This is a genomic window from Fulvivirga sp. AWR4_260 (genome assembly GCF_056158185.1).
Window position 1 is genome coordinate 3,429,385 of record NZ_JBSWSU010000015.1, and the last position, 20,484, is coordinate 3,449,868.

Annotated in this window: 13 protein-coding genes; 8 read left to right on the forward strand and 5 right to left on the reverse strand. The window is 37.7% G+C overall.

All coding sequences use genetic code 11. The features are described from left to right. Positions 1-467 precede the first annotated feature (467 nt). The 3 genes from ACXACQ_RS20730 to ACXACQ_RS20740 form a co-directional block, all read right to left on the reverse strand. Positions 468-2,231, reverse strand: coding sequence for a hypothetical protein (locus ACXACQ_RS20730; RefSeq protein ID WP_474977909.1), 1,764 nt, complete (start codon positions 2,229-2,231; stop codon positions 468-470). 186 nt (positions 2,232-2,417) lie between these two features. Next, entirely contained in the window at positions 2,418-4,133 is a 1,716-nt protein-coding gene (locus ACXACQ_RS20735) for an eCIS core domain-containing protein (RefSeq protein ID WP_474977910.1), read from the reverse strand. 245 nt (positions 4,134-4,378) lie between these two features. Beyond that, positions 4,379-6,496, reverse strand: a complete 2,118-nt coding sequence (locus ACXACQ_RS20740) for an eCIS core domain-containing protein (protein ID WP_474977911.1) — start codon at positions 6,494-6,496, stop codon at positions 4,379-4,381. A gap of 506 nt (positions 6,497-7,002) precedes the next feature. Between ACXACQ_RS20740 and ACXACQ_RS20745 the strand changes: the two genes are divergently transcribed. The 8 genes from ACXACQ_RS20745 to ACXACQ_RS20780 all read left to right on the forward strand — a co-directional run bounded on the left by ACXACQ_RS20745 (position 7,003) and on the right by ACXACQ_RS20780 (position 19,477). Continuing rightward, positions 7,003-8,871, forward strand: a complete 1,869-nt coding sequence (locus ACXACQ_RS20745) for a tetratricopeptide repeat-containing sensor histidine kinase (protein WP_474977912.1) — start codon at positions 7,003-7,005, stop codon at positions 8,869-8,871. Next, complete coding sequence (locus tag ACXACQ_RS20750) at positions 8,868-9,599, forward strand: LytR/AlgR family response regulator transcription factor (RefSeq protein WP_474977913.1); 732 nt, start codon at positions 8,868-8,870, stop codon at positions 9,597-9,599. Before ACXACQ_RS20745 ends, ACXACQ_RS20750 begins: the two co-directional genes overlap by 4 nt. A 171-nt stretch (positions 9,600-9,770) precedes the next feature. Then, on the forward strand, positions 9,771-10,001 hold the full coding sequence (locus ACXACQ_RS20755) for a hypothetical protein (RefSeq protein ID WP_474977914.1): 231 nt from the start codon (positions 9,771-9,773) through the stop codon (positions 9,999-10,001). Between the two features lie 48 nt (positions 10,002-10,049). Then, on the forward strand, positions 10,050-13,268 hold the full coding sequence (locus tag ACXACQ_RS20760; RefSeq protein ID WP_474977915.1) for an ankyrin repeat domain-containing protein: 3,219 nt from the start codon (positions 10,050-10,052) through the stop codon (positions 13,266-13,268). Positions 13,269-13,272: 4 nt separating this feature from the next. Next, positions 13,273-16,494, forward strand: a complete 3,222-nt coding sequence (locus ACXACQ_RS20765; RefSeq protein ID WP_474977916.1) for an ankyrin repeat domain-containing protein — start codon at positions 13,273-13,275, stop codon at positions 16,492-16,494. 93 nt (positions 16,495-16,587) lie between these two features. After that, positions 16,588-17,757, forward strand: a complete 1,170-nt coding sequence (locus tag ACXACQ_RS20770) for an ankyrin repeat domain-containing protein (RefSeq protein ID WP_474977917.1) — start codon at positions 16,588-16,590, stop codon at positions 17,755-17,757. Between the two features lies 1 nt (position 17,758). After that, entirely contained in the window at positions 17,759-18,283 is a 525-nt protein-coding gene (locus ACXACQ_RS20775; RefSeq protein ID WP_474977918.1) for a hypothetical protein, read from the forward strand. 12 nt (positions 18,284-18,295) lie between these two features. Next, positions 18,296-19,477: a hypothetical protein gene (locus tag ACXACQ_RS20780; RefSeq protein ID WP_474977919.1), complete on the forward strand. Its 1,182-nt coding sequence runs from the start codon at positions 18,296-18,298 to the stop codon at positions 19,475-19,477. Between the two features lie 5 nt (positions 19,478-19,482). On the opposite strand, the gene hemG is transcribed toward ACXACQ_RS20780, so the two are convergent. Further along, the gene (hemG, locus tag ACXACQ_RS20785; protein WP_474977920.1) at positions 19,483-20,034 is read right to left on the reverse strand and encodes a menaquinone-dependent protoporphyrinogen IX dehydrogenase; all 552 of its coding nucleotides are present in this window, start codon (positions 20,032-20,034) and stop codon (positions 19,483-19,485) included. Between the two features lie 75 nt (positions 20,035-20,109). Further along, the gene (locus ACXACQ_RS20790) at positions 20,110-20,478 is read right to left on the reverse strand and encodes a hypothetical protein (RefSeq protein WP_474977921.1); all 369 of its coding nucleotides are present in this window, start codon (positions 20,476-20,478) and stop codon (positions 20,110-20,112) included. Between the last annotated feature and the right edge of the window lie 6 nt (positions 20,479-20,484).

A 20,484-nucleotide genomic window follows, 5' to 3' on the forward strand; every position in this document is an offset into this window, starting at 1 on the left:
ATAGTAGCGGATTTCTACACACAAACCTTTCGATTTTGCACTGACCAATGTTTTATGTCTATACTTTTCTTTAACCACTTAAACAGCTATTACTTATACACCATGTGTGTGCCCTGCATGGGCATATGGTATCTAAGATACCAAATTATTCCAGAGGGTGAAAGTCTCTTATGCGCGGGAGTCGTGTCCTGAAGCATTAGCAAGTTGCCAGGTGGTTTGTCGTGAGGCATGCTCTGAAGGAAGCGAGACTGCAAAGTCCTATTCTCAGAACTACCATTACCGTATCACGACTAAGAAAGAAAGATTATGAAAGCATACTGAATTATTACCTTAAGCTCCACCCCGAGATTCAATGAACCGCGTAGTACGAGACCCGTACGCTACGTGGTGTGGCGCACCGTGGGCTTACAGCTCACGGCCGTCTGCACGATTGTGCTTGCGTGCTTTTTAAATAAATATCCTTATAGTTAACCCCAAAACATATACTTTCCACTCTTCTTTTCCGCTAGTAATTTTTCATCTTCAAACCCCATTCCCTTATAATACTGTTTATCAAAAATGCTCGGTAAATCAGGTGTTGTTACAAGTTTGTCAATGTTTTCTATTTTCTTTTCTGTAATTACATCGGTTAAATAACCACCGCAAACTTCAAGTTCATCTGAACAGATTAATTTGCCATGTAACTCTTCCCTTAAAATGAGGTAATCAATAAAATTATTTGGTGTTTTTTTAGTGGCAATCATAGTAAGTAAGAAAGTTTCCAAATCATCAAGTTTTATAACCCAAGGAAAAACATCATCTTCTCCTATTTCAAGCAAAGTTGACAAGTCATTCTGAATTTGACCGAATGAATTAATATTTACAATAATTGAAAAATCATTGTCTGCATATTTAGTTGTGTCAATTTCTTCAATTAAATTTCCATGTTTACCTTCAATTCTAAGTGGTATTTGGTCAATAAATTTTTGTTCCACCCTTTTTGTTTGAATATAACCATAGCCAATACATGACTTAAAATCGTCTTTGATTTTAACAAAGGCTTTGTTTGGGTCTCTCATTGGCTCACGAAGATTATAACCTTTAGCTTCTATTATGAACGCGTAATTTTTCCATAAAAACAAAATGTCCTGTTCACAGCCGTCAACATAATAACTTTCAAAACATTGATAATCTTTTTTGAAAAATTTTTTAAATATGTCTACTATTTTCCTTTCAAGTAGTTTTCCTTTTTGGTCAACAAGTTTGTCCTTTGCTTTAGCTTCTTCAGAACAAACTCGTTCAAGTAAATCATCAATTGCATGAATTACTTGCTTTACTTCAAATACTTGATATAAACCATCTCCAATGTCTATAATTGGAAATTCATATAATGGATTGCTAGGTCTTGTTGAAGTGTAATAGAGAAAATCTTTAGGTTCCCTTATGCATGAAAGAAGCTGTAAAATGGTATTTACTTTTTCAAGTGGAAGTTCATCAGAAACTAAATCTTCTGGTTTGAATCGGTTAATAATTCCATGGTCAGCCATAAATGTCATTAGAGGCTTTCTTTCTTCAAACATGTCCATCATAATTGCGGGCATATTGTCTGCAGGCACAACTGGCATTTTTGTGTAGTTTTCCCAATCAGGACGAATAACACCATTAGGCGAAGAAAAACCTTGGAAATTTGATTGAACTAGAGAATCTAGTTTGTTGTAAAAATTTATAAAATCAACAGTAACAACTCCTGTTTCACGTTCTATTGTTTCATCAATTTCTGAATATAAATTTTTAACCCAACTAATAGTTTGTTCCTCATAGTTAAGAGGTCCTTGATTAAAATATGATAAGAATGAAGGCATTGCTACTTTTCTAATTTTTTTCCATTCTTCGTCAATTTCTTCATCTGGTTTTGAGAAGAATAGTTTGTCATATTCAAGTTCAATTTCGTTTAAGAGTGTAACAATCTGTCCCCATTTTTCAGGTGTATATTGTATATCATTTCCATTGTTACTATCGGTTGAAACAAGTAAACCACCTAAAAAATATAGTTGTCTTAAAGGTGAGGAAAGTTGACCTAGTTGGTCTTGAGCAGCACCATTAGCTATTGCTTTCATTAATCCTGAAAGGTCTCCTAAAAACCATTGCGTATCATATGTTGAAACAAGGTCTTTAAGTTCTTGTGATTTGGTCTCTAGGCTCATTTTATCGGTTTCTTTTGCATGAAGCACAACATCCGTATAACCGAACATTTATGTCCCTTATACATCTATAATAAGATTAAGTTAAGTAAAAATGTTAATTTATATCTTGTAAAGGTCAACTTTAAATTATTTAAACCATATTTTACTGCAAGTGAGTGATTTAATTTAGCGGTATATTATCCGGATATTATTCGTATAATATTCACTTCTTTGTGGTGTTACATAAGCCTGTAATTATTCAAAATTAAGTGAAGCAAGCCATTCATTGAAATCCATATTTTCGAGCTCTCTAATTTCAACTCCTTCAGCTTCGCTATGTTTACTGTATCCAGCTATTCCCGTTTGTGTACCTTTTGGTGAACCAACCCAATTGGTTTGTAAATAAGGTACACCACTACCTGGAGTAAATTTTAAAGATGGGACAGGCATTTTTGCGAAACCTTTTACAGTTAAAAATCCTTTGATGTGCTGTATGAAACCTTGATTGAAATTTTGGAAACCAGCACCTTCAGTTTGAACAAATGTTTCGTTGTTAGGAGTAAGACCAAATAGAAGGTGTCCGCCTAGAGCCTCTGGTAAATCAATTCCATATTGAGGTTTGCCTCCTTCTGTATTCGGATAGTGACTTGTTTCTTGGAAAGGGCCAGGTCTACGTTCCATCATGCTTCCTCTCCTTTGTTCCATCGGGTCCGATCCAATTATTGGTATTCCTCCAAAATTGGCAGATGTTTTTCCCACAAACTCTGTTTTTGTTTTCATCACACCATCTGCTTTTTTAGCTGCAATTGGCGCTCCATCTTCTTTTAATAGATCATATACCTCGCCTTGGTCATTGAAAACAATATGAGCTCCCTTCCAAAATTGAACTAATGTGTTAGCTCCAAGATTGTTTTCAATTCTCTCCGTTAGTAAGTCAAAAATTTTAAAATGTGGATCAGAAGCATGAGCTCCTCCCACATTTAAGGCATTCATTATTTGTTTTGGGCGTTGTGTTGCGTCATTTACGTCAAGATTTGTAGGGTCTGTGTCATCAGACGCTTTAACCTCATTTCCAGATCGATCTCTAAAAAAAGTTCTCTTACCTGTCTCATCAAAATCATTGTTAGCAATTTCAATTTTTTCCTTCAGATCAGGAGGAAGATGCTTTATTGCTTCATTTAAGTCATCTATTGAATTAATGAGACCTAAAATTGAATTGTTGCCTTCTCGTTTATTATATTTATCAATGATCTTATTTACTTGCTCAATGTCAATTTTCCGTTGTACGGTTTTAGATTTGTTCTGAAAAGAGGTATTAGCTACTGTTCTGTTTTTATTTACGTTGTCATTCAGCTGAATAGCCTTACTCCCCATCACATCCGCTTCTTTCTCTAACCCGGCATCATCATTAATATTTACTTTGCCTTTCATTTGCATAGTAGGTTTTACCCTTCCTTGCTTTTGTTGTACCACATGCCAGGCCTCATGGGGTAAGTGCTTTTCTTGTCCAGGAGCTAAATGAATGTCTGTGCCCTGAGCGTAAGCATGAGCCTGCATTTGTGCTGGTTTATCGGAATTGCGGTGCACTTTAACATCATCCATAGCATAGCCAGATAGGTTTTCTATGCCAGATTTCAGGTTGTCGGGCAAGCCAGTATTATTCTCTTTTTTCTGTATTGGATGCTGGCTGCTAGTGTGCTTGTCAGCCATAGCTTGCTGCTGAGCTCCTTGCTGAACAGCGGGGCTGTTATTAGCTTTTTGCTGCATAGCATGCAGCTGAGTTACGTATGGGCTACTATTGGCCATTTGCTGCATGGCTTGCAATTGAGTAACGTAGCTACTACTGTTGGCCGCTTGTTGCGCTACCGATGCTGAACTAAATCCTTGGCTAGAGGATTGCCGTTCATTTTTAGTAATATTAGTATTTAACCGAACATTACTGTCTTGTTCTTTTTCTATATGACTAGACATATCTAATAAAATTAGCGTCTTAGCCTTCGGGTATCATGAGCGGAGTAATTAGTTTGGGGAAAACTCTACCGTGCTTTGACTGTGTGAATAATTTAGGTTCTTAAATTTATTAATAATGGTTAGCTACTAGCATCGTAATAATTTTGAAATCTATCTTTTAAAATAGTGCTAGGGCACCAGTTTTAAAATACAATTTGACATTAAGAATATTGCGACAAAAGTATCTATTTGTAAACTAGCCTTACTTAAAAAACTTTTCCTGTAAAACTGTCTTTAACTTCTTTATCTTTCACTTCTCCTTCATCTACTTGCTGAAGAACTACCTTATAGTCTGCATATTTTTTTCCCTTATCACCTTCCTGGATTTGTAATACTTTAAAGTAACTATGGGTGTCTAATAGGATTTCTGCCTGTCCTGGGGCGTTTAGAGTTCCATTTACTTTTCTCTCACAAATTTCTTTAGTTTTTTCCTCCTTTTTTAATTTGTCAGATAATTTTTCTAATTGAAAATTCAACTTCTTTATTCTACCTTGTCTTCCAAAGCCAAATAGATTCTTAGGCTTATCTGTTTGCATTTGTATAGCATTTTTAATATTTTCTAATTGAAGCTTTATTTTCTCCACCCTTTCTGAGCTGCCTTCATATTGAGAAAATGTCTCTTTAGGCCTTTGATCGATGTAATGATTTGAATGTTTATATGCTTCTTCTTTATAAACTCCACCTATAGGCATACCTTTTTTGGTGTGAATTACCATTTTTACAACGGACATTGGTTTATCCTCATAATCTGTTCGATCTTTGTCAAATGCGACAACGTCATCATCCACTTCGCCTAGCACAAATCTGCGGTGTTGGCTTGTAGACCAGAAACCCCGGTTAGTTATGTAGTCTCCTGTTTTTATTGAATTTTCTTCTTTTTGGACGTTAAGGTTTGTGTAGGGTACATGCTCATTAATTTTATATTTTTGAATTCTATACACGATCTTATCGTTCTTCGCTGTTTGTTGATTATGCAAGTCGATCATATACTTAACTTCATCCAATAGCTTAATATAGTAGGGTGGAATATTTTCACGTTTTTTTGCTTCTCTAACTTTATTGGAGTTAAAAGTGCCAGGGTCTCCTATCCACTTAACTATTGCTCGGTTACTAGTTTGCACTTGGTTCTCATCACCTGTTGATTGTGCATTTTTTCTGCTCATAGCAGCCTCTTTTTCAACTCTCGCAGCTATGTTTCTGGCATCATCCTTCGATTGTGGTTTGTCAATTAATGCTAACATCTTATTGATGGATGATTGATTTATTTCACCATTTCCCTCTATTTCTTCTAAAACTTCTTTTTCATCATTTTGCTCATTAGAATAGACTTTATGATAGTGTTTTTCAATTCCTTCTAAAACATGTTCATAATGATGTTTTTTAAGTTTATTGTTGTTTTGTTCTTCATAAACTTGTTTGACTATTGCTTCTATATCCCTTAAATTTATAGACTCTTCATCTCCACTATAATCATATGCTTGATCTTTAGTCTTTCCCTTATCTAATAAGTGAATAGATAATTTTTCTGCTATCACAGGCAGACTAGTTTTTTCTATGTATTCTTCTAAATCCTTACAAAGAGCATTTTTCAAATTACCTTGATCCCTGTATATTTTAGAATTTCCAAATACATGTCCTTGTAGAACTGAGGATTGATTTGTAATATCGATCTTATTAAGTTGATCAGGATTAACTTTTATTCCCGGTTGAATTGCCCGCGCGCCCATCACATCCGCTTCTTTCTCTAACCCGGCATCATCATTAATATTTACTTTGTCTTTCATTTGCATAGTAGGTTTTACCCTTCCTTGCTTTTGTTGTACCACATGCCATGCCTCATGGGGTAAGTGCTTTTCTTGTCCAGGAGCTAAATGAATGTCTGTGCCCTGAGCGTAAGCATGAGCTTGCATTTGTGCTGGTTTATCGGAATTGCGGTGCACTTTAACATCATCCATAGCATAGCCAGATAGGTTTTCTATGCCAGATTTCAGATTGTCGGGCAAGCCAGTATTATTCTCTTTTTTCTGTATTGGATGCTGGCTGCTAGTGTACTTGTCAGCCATAGCTTGCTGCTGAGCTCCTTGCTGAACAGCGGGGCTGTTATTAGCTTTTTGCTGCATAGCATTCAGCTGAGTTACGTATGGGCTACTATTGGCCATTTGCTGCATGGCTTGCAACTGAGTAACGTAGCTACTACTGTTGGCCGCTTGTTGCGCTACCGATGCTGAACTAGATCTTTGACTAGAGGATTGCTGTTCACTTTTAGTAATATTCGTATTTAACCGAACATTACTGTTTTGTTCTTTTTCTATATGACTAGACATATCTAATAAAATTAGCGTCTTAGCCTTCGGGTATCATGAGCGGAGTAATAAGTTTGGGGAAAACTCTACCGTGCTTTGACTGGGTGAATAATTTAGGTTCTTAAATTTATCAACAAATATTTTAATTATATCTAGTTGTATGCAATTTTAAGAATGGAGCATGAAAAGCATTATATATAGAGCACTCCGCATATTAATTCAACCAACTCATAATCAATGACTTAAATACACATAGAACTACAGGTTATTTAGCAGATACATGCGCAGGCAGTTACAACTCTGTTAAACCTGCTTTAATAGGTTTTTCCAGAAGCTTTGGCACTGGAAGTGGCTCTTTTTAATATAAAAGTAACAATAGTTTCTCCGGGGCAATTTAGAACAAATTTCTTAGGCGAATTTCCCTTTGCTCAAAATAAAATAGAAGCGTATCCCACTCAATCATTAATAGATGCACAGTCATTTTGCAGGATTATTTTCATTATTAGTATAGGTAAATGAGAAGCTGGGTGAATAAGAATATTCCTATGTTTGTAGTCACGTTAAGTATCATTTACACTATATCATCAGGCATGTTCATCAAAGGTGTCACTTTTTCTTCGGTACATATAATTGCTATGCTTATTATTATACTGGCAGGTTGCTCTGCGCAAGATCAGGTATCTGAAGCCGATGTAGCACTGGTGAAATCCCTTTTGGCAGATACTCCACAGCAATCGATCATAGCTCTTGATAGCGTTATAAAAAAGCAAAAGTATGATGGTATCCAAAAAGGCCTTATGTATTTTGAGCAAGGTAAATTGTGGTCCAAAATGCATAATTCTACCAAGTCTATTCAAAGTTTAGAGTCGGCATTAGAAATTTTTGAAAGTCATAAAGACAAGGTTTACATCACTAAAACACACTGGCTGCTAGGCTCAGAAAATGCCTATATTTCTAACAAAGAGGATGCTGTAGATCACTTGCTTAAAGCACTAAGTTATTCGCAAGAGTTGCACAACCAAACAGATGAAGCCAATACTTACTCGGCACTGGCGCATACTTATTTTCAATACCAGGATTTTAATAGATCTATTGAGTATACTGAAAAGGCCATTGCCATTCAAAAAGAGCTGCAAGACTCTGTAGGCCTTTCTGCTACTTATAATAATCTGGCCGTGATTTACAGAAATATCGGTAATTTCCCTGCGGCCGTTGAGTATAATCTGAAGTCTTTAGATCTCAACCTACTGCTAAACGATAAAAATGCCATAGCCAAATCGTACAATAACCTGGGGTTGCTTTCTGAACAGTTGAGTGATTTGGATGTAGCCATTGATTATTTTTTGAAGGCGATAAAAATCAATAATGATTTGGGTACGCTTAATCCGAATCCGCTTAAAAATCTGGGTGAATTATACCTGCATAATAATGACCTAGAAAATGCACAGAGATATTATGAACAGGCACTGGCCATTTCAGCGCAAAATGAAGACTTGGCTAACCAACGAGATATCTATAATATTTTGCTCAATATAGCACTCAGGCAGAAGGATTTTGAACAGTCTATAGAGTATGCGGACTTGAGAGATCACTACATGCAGCTGCAAAACAAACGTGATTTGCAGGAGAAGCTAGAGTTAGCCGAAAATCAGTACAAATTGGCCGCTAAGGAGAAAGAACTAAGTCTGGCACTAGAAGTGAACCACAGAGAAAAGATTATTTTTATAGTGGCCATTGGCCTTATATTGCTTTTAGTTCTATTCTGGATACAGTCAGTCAAGAACAAAAAGCTACAGGTAGAAAAAGAGAAAATGGTGCTGGAGCAAAGTGTTTTGCGCTCGCAAATGAATCCTCACTTTATTTTTAATGCGCTTTCAGCTATTCAAAACTCCTTGCTAGATAATAAACCCATCGAATCAGCTACTTATTTATCACGCTTCGCTAAGCTAATCCGCCAAAATTTCGAATTTATAAATAAGAAATATATTACCCTTGCTGATGAGATAGAGCTACTGAAAAACTATTTCAGCACCCAGATGATCCGTTTTAAAGATCGGTTTGATTATGAAATTAATGTAGAGGATTTGGATGTGGAGGATACTGAAATACCACCTATGTTATTGCAGCCATTCGCTGAAAATGCCATAGAGCATGGTTTTAAAAGTAAGAAAGAAAAAGGCCATATAATCATTAATATTAAGGGAGAAGAAGAGCGGATTTGTTTTGAGATTATTGATAACGGCATAGGCTTCACTCCCAAAGAAAATGACGGGAAAACGCATTCTATAGATGTGTTTTTGAAAAGGCTTCAGCTAATCGGGAAAGGAGATGAACGATCAGTAAGTATAAATAGTTCGGAAGCAGGTACCACCGTAAAATTTCACCTCAGAAGATGATAAAAGTAGTAATAGTAGAAGATGAAATTAATGCCAGAAACAGCCTTAAGAAGTTGCTTTCTTTGCTTAATAGCGATGTTGAGATAGTAGGAGAAACGGGTTATGTCTCTGAGGCATTGCAGCTTTTAAGTACGCAGGAAGTAGATTTAGTTTTTTTAGATGTAAGGTTAGAAGATGGTTCCGGATTGGATATTTTGGAGCAGATGAAAGATATTTCTTTTAAAATTATTTTCACTACGGCTTATGATCAGTACGCTATTAATGCTTTTAAATATAGCGCCACTGATTATTTACTTAAGCCGCTAGATCCACTAGAGCTAGATGAGGCCATAAAAAAGGCTCAATCATCAATAGAAAATGAAAAACAGCGACAGGAATTATTAGAAGTGCTAAAAGATAATTTGGCCAAAAAGGAAGCTCAAATAGTAGTAAAAACTACTGAGCAGCAGTATATTCTTAAACTGCAAGACATAATTCGGCTCGAAGCAGATGCTGCTTATACTGTTTTTATTACTGCAGAGTCACGAATTATCGCATCTAAAAACCTGAGGCACTATCAGGAAATGCTCAGTGAAGATTTTGTGAGGTGCCACCAATCGCACCTGGTAAATTTAAAGCACGTTAAAAGCTTGTACAAAGGCAAATTTTTAAAAATGACTAATGATGATTTAGTAGCCATTTCTACTCGTAAACGGGCCGATATCATTAGTTTATTAGATCGAAATTAACCTTCTCTATCGTCTTCTTCCAGAATCAGATCAGGCGCTTTTTATTCGAATATCAACTGATCATTGACACTTATCAATTGATTTTCGCAGTTATCAAGCGGCATCATAGTTTTGAATTGTTAACGCCAGAAAAAAATATTTTCAAAGGCATTTTTAAAACAAATTCAAAACATGAAAAGAATAGGTTCTTCATTTCTAATATTCGGCTTAGCAGCCATAGTACTCAACTTCCTTGATCTTGTGCCTCGCAGAGTCCGCTGGATCTACGCCTGGGGAGAAACCACAGCCTGGATCATCATGATCTCGCTAGTAGTGGTGGGCGCATTGATCACTCTTGCCTCCAAAAAACAAAACCAAAGCGACTTAAATGTACAGCCTCAGGGAAAAGAAACCAAGGCTTAAGAAAAATTCGCTCATCAATAAATACAGACTTTAATAACAGAAAATACCATGTCATTTTTTAATTCATTTTTAAACAAAAGCAAACCTTTAGAGGAAGCTTTACTAGAGGCCATAAAGAAGGATAATCATAAAAAGGTAGAGGAGCTGATGGCCATAGAAGACATCAATAAGGAAGATGATGAATTTATGACTCCGATTATGCATGCTTTGAAGTATGATAGCTTCAACGTATGTCAATTTTTAATGGATAATGGTGCTACATTAGAAGAGTCCATCGATTCCGACTCCATTATTTCTTACCTAGTGAAATGTAATGCTTCTACCGAGTTAATCAACTATATGCATAATCGCGGTGCTTCTACTGAAACACAATATGGTGTGCCTCCTTTTGAAATGGCAGTGCAAGTGGGGAGTGATTTTGATACTTTCCAAAACGTAGCTCGCATAGCAGGTACTAAAGAACGTGAAGGCGGTAAGCCGATGATCCATCAGGTAATTGAATCAGAGGAGATGGATCTGAAAACAAAGGTGCAGGTCTTAAAAATGCTTATAGAGGAGTATGACTGTAATCTTAATGAAGAAAGTAAAGAACTGCCTGTAAGTACTAAGTTATTCAATAAAAGAGATTTCGACCTACTGGCTGAAGTGATAAAATTAGGTGCTTCTGTAAATGGCATAGCAGGGAATCTGCAGCAATTTTTAGGAGCTAAAAAAGTGAAGGAGCTGGCACCGTATATCATGCAATACCCAGAGGTAAACAAGCCAGAGTATTTCCTTCAGATTTTAGATAAAAATACGTTTAAAGATTATATCCAAAGCCAGGGTAGTATGGCTGGTCAAGGGGTTATTCCGGCTATTGTGCTAAACTCTGTAATTAATGATAAAGAAAAAGCTGAAGTAACGGAACTGGCTCTGCAAAAAGGAGCTGACATTAATGAGCTCAGCAGTGAGAATAACCCTACCAATGCGCTTTGTCTGTTTATAAGAAGCTATAACATTGGCAAAAATGATCATTATGTAAAGTTTCTGTTAAAACATGGTGCCAAAATAGAAGATGCAGGGTTTAGTGCACTGATGTTTGCTGCAATGAATAATGATGCTCATTTAGTAGAGCTTTTACTGTCTCACGGAGCTGATATTAACTATGTAAACTACTATGATAATACGGTGCTAAATGCGGTAATTATATCAGGAGATGAAGAATATTCTAATGAGCAAGAAAGGTTGGATATGCTTAAGCTACTGGTAAAACACAATGTAGATATTCATCAGCCTATTTCTCATTATAAAGATGCTACAACTAATGACACCTCATTTTTTGAGGCGGTTGTTGATCTGGAATATTCAGCAATGGGCCACTATCTGATTGATAATTTCGATGTAGAAATCAATGATGTTATTATGAGGATGAGCGTTAAGAAAGACCTGGATATCGATTTGGCCAAAAAGATAATTGATAAAAATCCGCAGGTAGTATTTACCAATTATCTCTATTGCAAGGTTAGAGATGCCTATTTTGATACCGGCCTATTGCCACTGGCTATCAACCATGATAAAAATCAACTCGCTGAATATATTTTAGATAACTATGAGGGTATCATAGCCCACCAAGAAACCAATGCTTTACCTATGATTGCCCTGCGCAGTGGCTATAGCCTTGATTTTGTGAAGAAGCTGATCTCTTTAGATCCTGATATTAACAGGTTATACTACAGTATTTATGATGATGATGTTGATGGAGCTCATTCTAAAAACATCATAGATATACTGCTCAGAGGTAATCAGGATTATGATGAAGATATAAGAGTAGAGTTAGGTGAGCTCATGATAGAGAAAGGAATAGACCTGAGCGAGCCCAACAAACGTCTGGTAGTAAGGCCTACTCACCTGGATGAAGAAGGAATAATCATTGGAGCTATTAACTCTAAAAAATATGAAACTAAGGTGCTGAGCATGCTTATTAAGCATGGAGAAGACCCTAATAAGCCAGTAAACAATCAAAATGAATCACAAATTCAAAGTATTGTTAACCGCTACACAGGCATGCCTGATGACTTAATGGTACAGTACCTGGATTTCTTTTGGGAGGCCAGTGGAGTAGATCTCGCCTATAGAAATAATTATGGCACCACCATACTACTAGGTGCAGCCATGCAGTGTAGACCTAAAACTATCAAATGGTTGGCAGAAAAAGGAGCTGATGTACATGCTATTGGTGGTTTTGATAACTCACCTGCTTTGCATAAGGCTATTTCCAATTATAGTTCTAATAGCAAAACAGATCGTGCTAACACCGTTCAGGCATTAATAGACTGTGGAGCAGACATAGAGCAGTTTGACTCTGAGCAGTTCACTCCACTTATGAGTGCGGCTAACTACGGCTGTTTTGAATCAGTAATTTGCTTGCTGAAAAATGGAGCTAACCCTAATGTTATGAACGAAGCCGGAGAAACAGCAGTACACAGAGCCATATTAGGAACAGAAACTTATGAAGATTCTGAAAACCCGGAGCTTACCAGGTCTAAAATATTGGCTGTTCTGAAAGACGGAGGTGCTGACCTGAATCTGGGCTCAGAGCAACAGTTACCACCATTATCATTAACTATTGTAAACCAGCAAAAGGAATTCTTTAATACCCTTATGCAGCTGGAAATTGATATTAACCAACCAGATATGGCCGGGCGTACCCCTATCATGCTGGCAGTGGCTTATGGTGATAGTTTCTTCATAAACACACTTCTGAGTCAGAAGCAAATACAACTGGATGTGATAGATGCTAATAATGAATCTATCCACTTCTCAGCGGTGATGCGCATGAATGAAGAGGAAGGTGTGAATATGCTTAAGTATTTTCTGGAGCAGGGTATTCCGCTAAGTGAAGGGCGAGATGGACTGAACTTACTGAACGTAGCTGCTTATTACGTTAATCCATCAGCATTTGAAGTGATCAAACCTTTATTTGGTGATATCAATCAGCCAGATATTAAAGGGTTTACACCACTCTTCTGGACTGCTTACTCTAACGTGGATGTAGATCCTCAGAAAAGGGTTTATATGTTAAAACTCCTTATTGAAAATGGAGCAGACCTGGAGCATCAGTTAGAAGATGGAGCCAATGCCTTAGCTCTGGCAGTGCTGGCTGGCTACAAAGAGGTGGCGGATGCGCTGATCGAAGCCGGAATAAACACAAAGGCCGCTTTATATTATGTGGAAAAAATTGAGGGAATAGCTCCTGAAGCAATAGAATATCTAAAATCAAATATCTGATAACATGTCATTTTTAGATAAACTTTTTGGAGGAGAGAAGAAAGAAGAGCCTGTTTTTCAGGCTACCCAAAAGTTTTTTGAAGACCACCCAGAAAGCCTGGAACAAGTGATAAAGGGTGGCACCCTGGAGCGCATCAAGTCTTTGCTTGATGCCTCCAACTTTCAAAAGGCTGATGAGAATAATCACAAGCCCTTTTTCTATGCTACCTTATATGCCAAAACTGATGTGTTAGAATATCTTTTCTCTTTAGGCAGCGATTTTGAAGAGGCTCGTAAAACACCTATGAGCTCTGCTTTTAATACCCTGATCGAAAGTGGAAATGCGGAGGTGTTGCAGACTTTTATTAACCACGGCTACATAGTGCCCTTGGGAGATAAAGGTGCTCCTGTAATTCAGAAGGCCATTCAGGCCCGAGCTTCTAAAGAATTGGTGGAGATCCTTCTGGATAAAGGCGCAGAGCTCAGTATTTATGAGGGCATGTCTCCTTTAGAAACGGCCATAGTAGAAAATAGTGATGAAGAGGTCATTCTTTTGCTCATGGATGTGAATTGCCCGCTTAGTGAGGGGAGTAATATCAAGTTTGTGGAGCGACTGCTTTTGGCTCCATTGGGTCCGAATAAAAAAGGAAGAGTATTGAAAAAGGCCGTGGAGCTTTACAACATTGACCTCAACCAGCCCATTGAAGATAAAACCATTTTGGAGTTAGCTATAGAATACAAGCTCAGCTCTTTTGTGTTGAATTTGATAAGCTGCGGTGTTAAGTTTCAATCACATTTACATGAAGTAACTTCACTTTTATCTCATAAGCAGATGGAGAAGTTGGCTGAGTTTTTATCGAGTGAGAAAAGTGATATTTCTGAATACCTGTCACTACTTTCATATACGTATTTGAAGGCTTATATAGATGATAATAATGACCTCTCTGATAAGTATGCGGTAGAAGGCATTACGCTAAACAGAAGAATAAAGTCCGATGAAAGGTTAGCGTTATTGCAAGCCTGCATAGAAAAGAAGGCAGATATTAACCTTTGTTCTGATGAAAGGCATAATCCCCTTTATGCCATGACTAAAAACATTCATCCTGAAGAGCCACTTGATGTTATTTCTTTTCTTCTGGAAAATGGAGCGCTGATAGAATATAACGGCTATAGTGCACTTTTTTATGCGCTCAGTAATTACCATTTGGGTTTAATAGAGCTGTTTTTGAAAAATGGTGCTGATGTTAACTTCATAGATGCTAATGATGAAGGCGTGGCTAACTACTTCTTCAAAGAACATGCTAACCTTAATTCTGCTTTAAAAAGACGGGAAGTACTTAAGCTTTTGCTAAAACATGGTTTGGATGTAAACAACAAAACTGTTTATATCTCAAATACAGGGAAAGAAAATAAATCAGAGAAAGATCATAAACCAGAAAGGCAGGAAGTGAGCGCTGTCGGGCGTTTTATGATAGAGAAGGAGTTACGATTGTTAGATGTGATTTTGGAAGATCCTGCCATAAAAATCACTGATGAAGACATTATTTTCTATGCAATTGAAAATGTTTCCAGAGACCATTTCATTAAAGAGCTTATAGCACTGAACCCTGCTTATGTTAAAAAGGATTATTACAAAAAAGGTGCGCAAAGTGCAGATGCTAACATCCTCAACCTGGGATTAAAGAAATTTACACCTCAGCTGCTGGATTATATTCTGGATAACTACCCTGAAATATCAGTAGATAATGAGGTGGAGCCTGCTATACTTGATATTCTTGATAATAATTATTACCCCATAGAATTGATCAAAAAGCTAATCAGAAAGCTTAGTGATATCAATCGAGCTTATTTGTTTACTGAAGATAAAGCTCAGTATTCCAGTACTTTGCTTTTAGAATATGTAAAAAAGAATAGAAAGGTAAGGAACAATGAGAGGTATCATACCATTTTAAGTTATTTATTAGAACAGGGTGCTGATCCGCAGGCTACGGCTAAATCAAAAGAAGTTACTGAAGGTCAGCTCAAAGAGAGAAGCATTTTTATAGAAGCAAGACCTATAGATGTTTTGCCACTAGAGGTATATGATCTGTTATATGAATATGGTGCTTCATGGAGTGTGCCAATAGGAGAATTACAGGAAAGCCCATTGATGTCGCTAATCACTCGTTATGATGTGAGAGATGAAACCCTGGGGGAATTGATGGGCTATGCCTTCTCAAAAGAGGCCTTTGATCTTGAGCAAAAAGATAAGTCAGAATATACGCTTTTGTTGGCTGCAGCCGCCTATGGCTTGCCACATACCACGCAAAGCCTGATTACGCTGGGGGCCGACATAGAAGCCAAAGGAGGAGCAAATCAGTCACAGGCGTTGCATCATGCTATTACCAGTGTGCCTAATGTATTCGCTACATTGCGCTTGCAGGTAGCTCAGAAATTGCTGGATGCAGGTATTAATTTCGAAGTCAAAGATAAATTTCAGATGACACCACTTATGGCAGCTGCTGAAGTGGGGGCGGGCAGCGTGGCGCATGAGTTGATCACTCGCGGAGCTGATGTAAACGCTACTGATGCTAATGGCAGTTCTGTTTTGCATAGAACTATTTTAGGTAGAAATAGTTATGATATGCCACACCGCCATGGTAGTGTTAAAAGCAAGATCATACTGGAGCTTGTAGAGGCAGGTGCCAATATTAATCATGTGGCAGATTACGGTGGTTCAGCCCTGGTATATGCTATTGATTATGGTGATAGAGAGATTTTTGATACGCTACTGAGGTTAAATGCTGATATCAACACTACCTGTAGCGAGGGCTTTTTACCGCTCTATTATGCTCAGCTTATTAGGGATCAGTATTTCGCTAATACACTCTTCAGCAATCCAGATCTCCAAATCAATAAGACCGATGGTCAGCATCGTACTATTTTGCATCAGTTGCTGGAAGTGGATTTTCCATTAGTTGTTTTTGAGAAAGCAGTGAAGAGCATGACAGATCATGGAGCTGATATTAACCATCATAATGAAATAGATCCGTTGCTACTTTACTATGTGAAGATGATGAGTTTTGTAAGCCGTAGAGAAGTAGGTTTTACCAGAAAGGAGAAAACTATAGATCCTGTAGAAGATAAAAAAGCCAGGTCTATTATAAAGGCTGGAGCAGATGTGAAACTGGCTATAGAAATAGCTGAAGCGAATAAAGAAAGTGATGAAATTGTTGAATATTTAAAAACTTTACTTGCTGATAGTTAAACGAGTACAATATTTCTTCGTTATAGAATCTTCAAGTCAAAATTATAAAACGATAATTACTGCCAGCATGTGGCAGACCTAAAAGAATAAAGAATGTCAAAATCATTTATAGAAGCCTGTGCTAATGGTAATCGCAGGATAGCAGAGATGCTGCTGGAGAAGGATGAAGAGATAGAGGTAAATTATACTGATGAGCAAGGCAGAACGGCTATGCACTTTGCTGCTGGCAACGGATACCTTGATATCATCAAAAATCTCATTAATCAGGGGGCGGATAAAGATTATGAAGATCATAAAGGAATAACACCGCTTTATTATGCTATTGAAGGCAGGCAGAAGCACGTGGCTCAGTTTCTTTTGGAAGAAGGTGCCCGTCCTGATATTAAGGATAAGGAAGAAAACACACTTTATCATTTGGTGGCTACATCCGGTCAAAAGGAACTGCTTCAGTTATTGCTAGATGCGGGAGTAGATGTAAATGTGGCCAATAGTCATTCTGAAACCCCTTTATTATTGGCTATAGCCAAAAGGAAAAGAGACATAGTACAATCATTATTAGAAAATGGTGCTGACCTTTCTCTTACTGATGAAGATGGCAATAGCCCGCTGTTAGTGGCTACCAGCACGCTGAACAAGCCTATTATTACCCTGCTGTTAGACAATGGAGCTGACTTAAATGAGACAAATGACTCTGGTTATACACCGCTTTTCTGGGCTTGCCTCAAGCGAAATAACATGCTGGTAAAATACTACCTGGAACAAGGAGCAGATCCTTTTATAGAATCTAATGAGGGACTTTCTCCTGTCTGGCTGGCTTGCTCAAACAATCAAAAAGATTTGGTTAAGGCCTTTTTAGATTTTGGGGTTGATGTAAATACTACTAAAAATCATCATGGGAACTTCGTGCTGGAAAATTACCTCAAATGGATCACCAATAGTTTTGACAGTGCCATAGAAGATTATAGTCAGATGGCCTGTGATGGTGAGAGTCTGTTACACGTGGCTGCCAAGAAAGGACACCTGAGCATGGTTAAGCTCCTGTCTGATGCAGGTGCTGATATTGATTTGGTAGACCAGGCAGGAAATTCAGCATTACATTATGCTGCCGCTGCGGGTAAAAAGGATGTGGTAAAACATCTGTTGTCATTAGACGCTGATTATACTTTGGTGAATAAAGCAGAGCAAACCGCCATGGATTATAGCAACATCAAAGGTTATAACGAGATTACAGAAATGCTTCTTGCTAAAAAAATGGAGGGGTAAGATGGATAGAAAGAAGGCTTCTCTTACGGAAGTAATAGCGAATGACCTGAAGAAAGGATATTGGAAAGCATCAGATGCTGCCCGGTATGCGCCTATGCTTTTTGCTATGGTGCCACCAGAAGAAATAGAGCGGCAGGCAGTAGCTGCCATACAATGCAGCCAGGAGAAGGAGGCGAACCTGAAGCAGCTACGACTTTTTTTACAGAAGGAGCAAGATGGGCAAAGTATGATGAAAGACTTTGAGCAAATAATGCATGGCGGCAAAGATAAACTGCTAGGAGGTAAAGATGATAATAACCGTGATTATAAGGAAATTATCATGATGCTTTTAGCTACTAATTTTGCCTCTCATAAAAGCTCCGTGACACTATCTGCTAATGTGAATGACCTCTATAAGCAAGTCTATGAACAGTGTAGTGGCTGCGAGCTGCTAAAAAATTGTAAAAGTGCCTCGGCTATACTGACAGAATACATAGTGAAGGCACTGAAAGAATTAGATACAGATATTATAAATAACCCCTCATAAAACGATTTTAATATGACGCTAGTAGAAGCTATTAACAATAAAGATTATGCTCTTGCTGCTGAGTTGGTAGAGGGAAGTGTAAAAAAGGACATAAAAGCAGCGCTGGAACAAACATATTTTTTCCAGAATATGCACCAGCATGCTGCTGGTCTTGCTTTGCTCAATGCTTTGGCAGATAAAGGGCTTATTGAGCTGGATGTATACGAATATAATAATCTGGATACTTCAATACTGGGTCAGGTTATATCCTATTTCAAATGGAATGACCCCACTGATTCATTACAGGAGCTAAAAGCACTGTTTCAAAAAGTTGAAAATATAGATGAGCCTATCCGGGGAACGAATTTATTTAGTTTTGCTATCAGTCAAAACGTTCCGGTAGAAGTACTCAAGTGTATGAGTGAGGCGGGGTGCGATATCCAGTTCATTGATGATAAGGGCGAGAATTACTTGCATAAGATTGCTTTAAAAGATGCGCAGCTTGCAGCGGATTACATCGAATATTTAGTGAGTGAAGGCGTAGATATTGATGCAGCAAATAATTGGGAGCAGACACCCCTTCTGCGTCAGCTAGCTAATAATAATAGTTATTCTAAAGCAACCTTTATCGCACTGTTAGAGAATGGAGCGGACCCTTTTGCAGAAGTGAAAGGTAAGAATGCGTTGGAGTTGACTTTAGAACATTTCCATGAAGAGCAATTTGAAATACTGGAAAATCACGGAGTAACTCTGGACTTAGAAAAGCAGGATAATGAGCAGCAAAGCGTTGTTTTTCGCTTTTTGAATAGCACTTCTGACATGCTTAGCAGTACAGACGAGACTTTTTTCACTAAGTTTCTGGAAATAGGTTTTGAGCCTTACCAAATTAATAAAGGCAATTATCAGAAGGAGCAGACGCCATTAGACTTAATACTGAATAAAAAGGCAGAGTACTTAGAGCTGTTTTTGGAATACGTAGATTTTGATCCAAATGTGGTTGATCATGAAGGGAATAGCAGCTTGCATAAGGTTTGTAGCTATAATGTAAACTTTGATGATAATAAGGCCAAAGAGGTATATCGGAAGGTAAAGCTTTTGGTGAAGGCCGGAGCAGATCCTATGCTGCAAAATAACAATGGGAAAACCCCGCAAGACTTAGCAGCTCAGGACAGCAAAAAGTATATGACGGTAGAATATTTAATGAAGAAAAAGTAGTTAGTTTAAACGAGTTCAGCTTCTTGCTCAAGCATGAGGCTGACCTTTTTATAAAACTCATCAACCCGTTGCCAGTTTGTAAATTCCATAGGTCCATCAGTATGGGTGGGGCCATCAGTCATTTTCATAATTAGCCTGATCATAAAGCGATCTAGTGGAGAATAGGAGTCGTAGTCAAGTAGTCCGGCAAAAACATCACAAATATCAGGATGCCAATTGATTTGCTTGAAGAATTTCACCACATAGGGGTTGGTGCAGCAGGTGTTTTTATCTTCTTTGCGTGCTACTAAATTGACAGAAAAGAAGGCCGTTTTAATATTAGAAAGAGGCTCCTGGTGTTTTTTAATGAAGTTTAACACCTTTTTATTATGTTTTCCATATCTGATGCTGGCTCCAATAATGAGGAAGTCATAATCAGTAACTTGCTGGTCAAAGGAGCCTAACTCCTCCAGTTCACACGTATAACCGTAGGCCTGCAAATGCCCGCTAATCCGCTGGCAAATTTTTAACGTTTGGCCATCCACCGTAGAGTACAAAATGCCTATTTTTTGACTCATTTTTCTTCTTTATCCTGACTAACGTTTACACACCACATTGATTTTTAGACATTTACCACCCCAACTCCTCATTAGTCAACTGAATTTATCAATTTGTTTTCTAATCCGCTTTACTAAACCCAATTTTCTTTTCTGAGACAGGTACAAATAACCTTCTAGGTCTTCATAAGATGGCTCTTTTACAGCCATATTCCAAGTGATCACAGCCAGCTTTCTTGCCGTGGCACTCACTGCTGAGCCTCTGCCTTTTCTGAAATTGATCCTGTGGAAAAAGTCCTTGAGGGGTGTTGAGTCTTTTTGATTGCCGATGGTATTGGCGGCATTGCATAAAACTATTTTTAGATGGTGGCTACCTTTAGGGACTTTACTAGACAATAACTTCCCTCCGCTGATTTTATTATTGAGAGCCAATCTCAAATTCAGCAATCGTAAATACTTCTGCATTTTTTT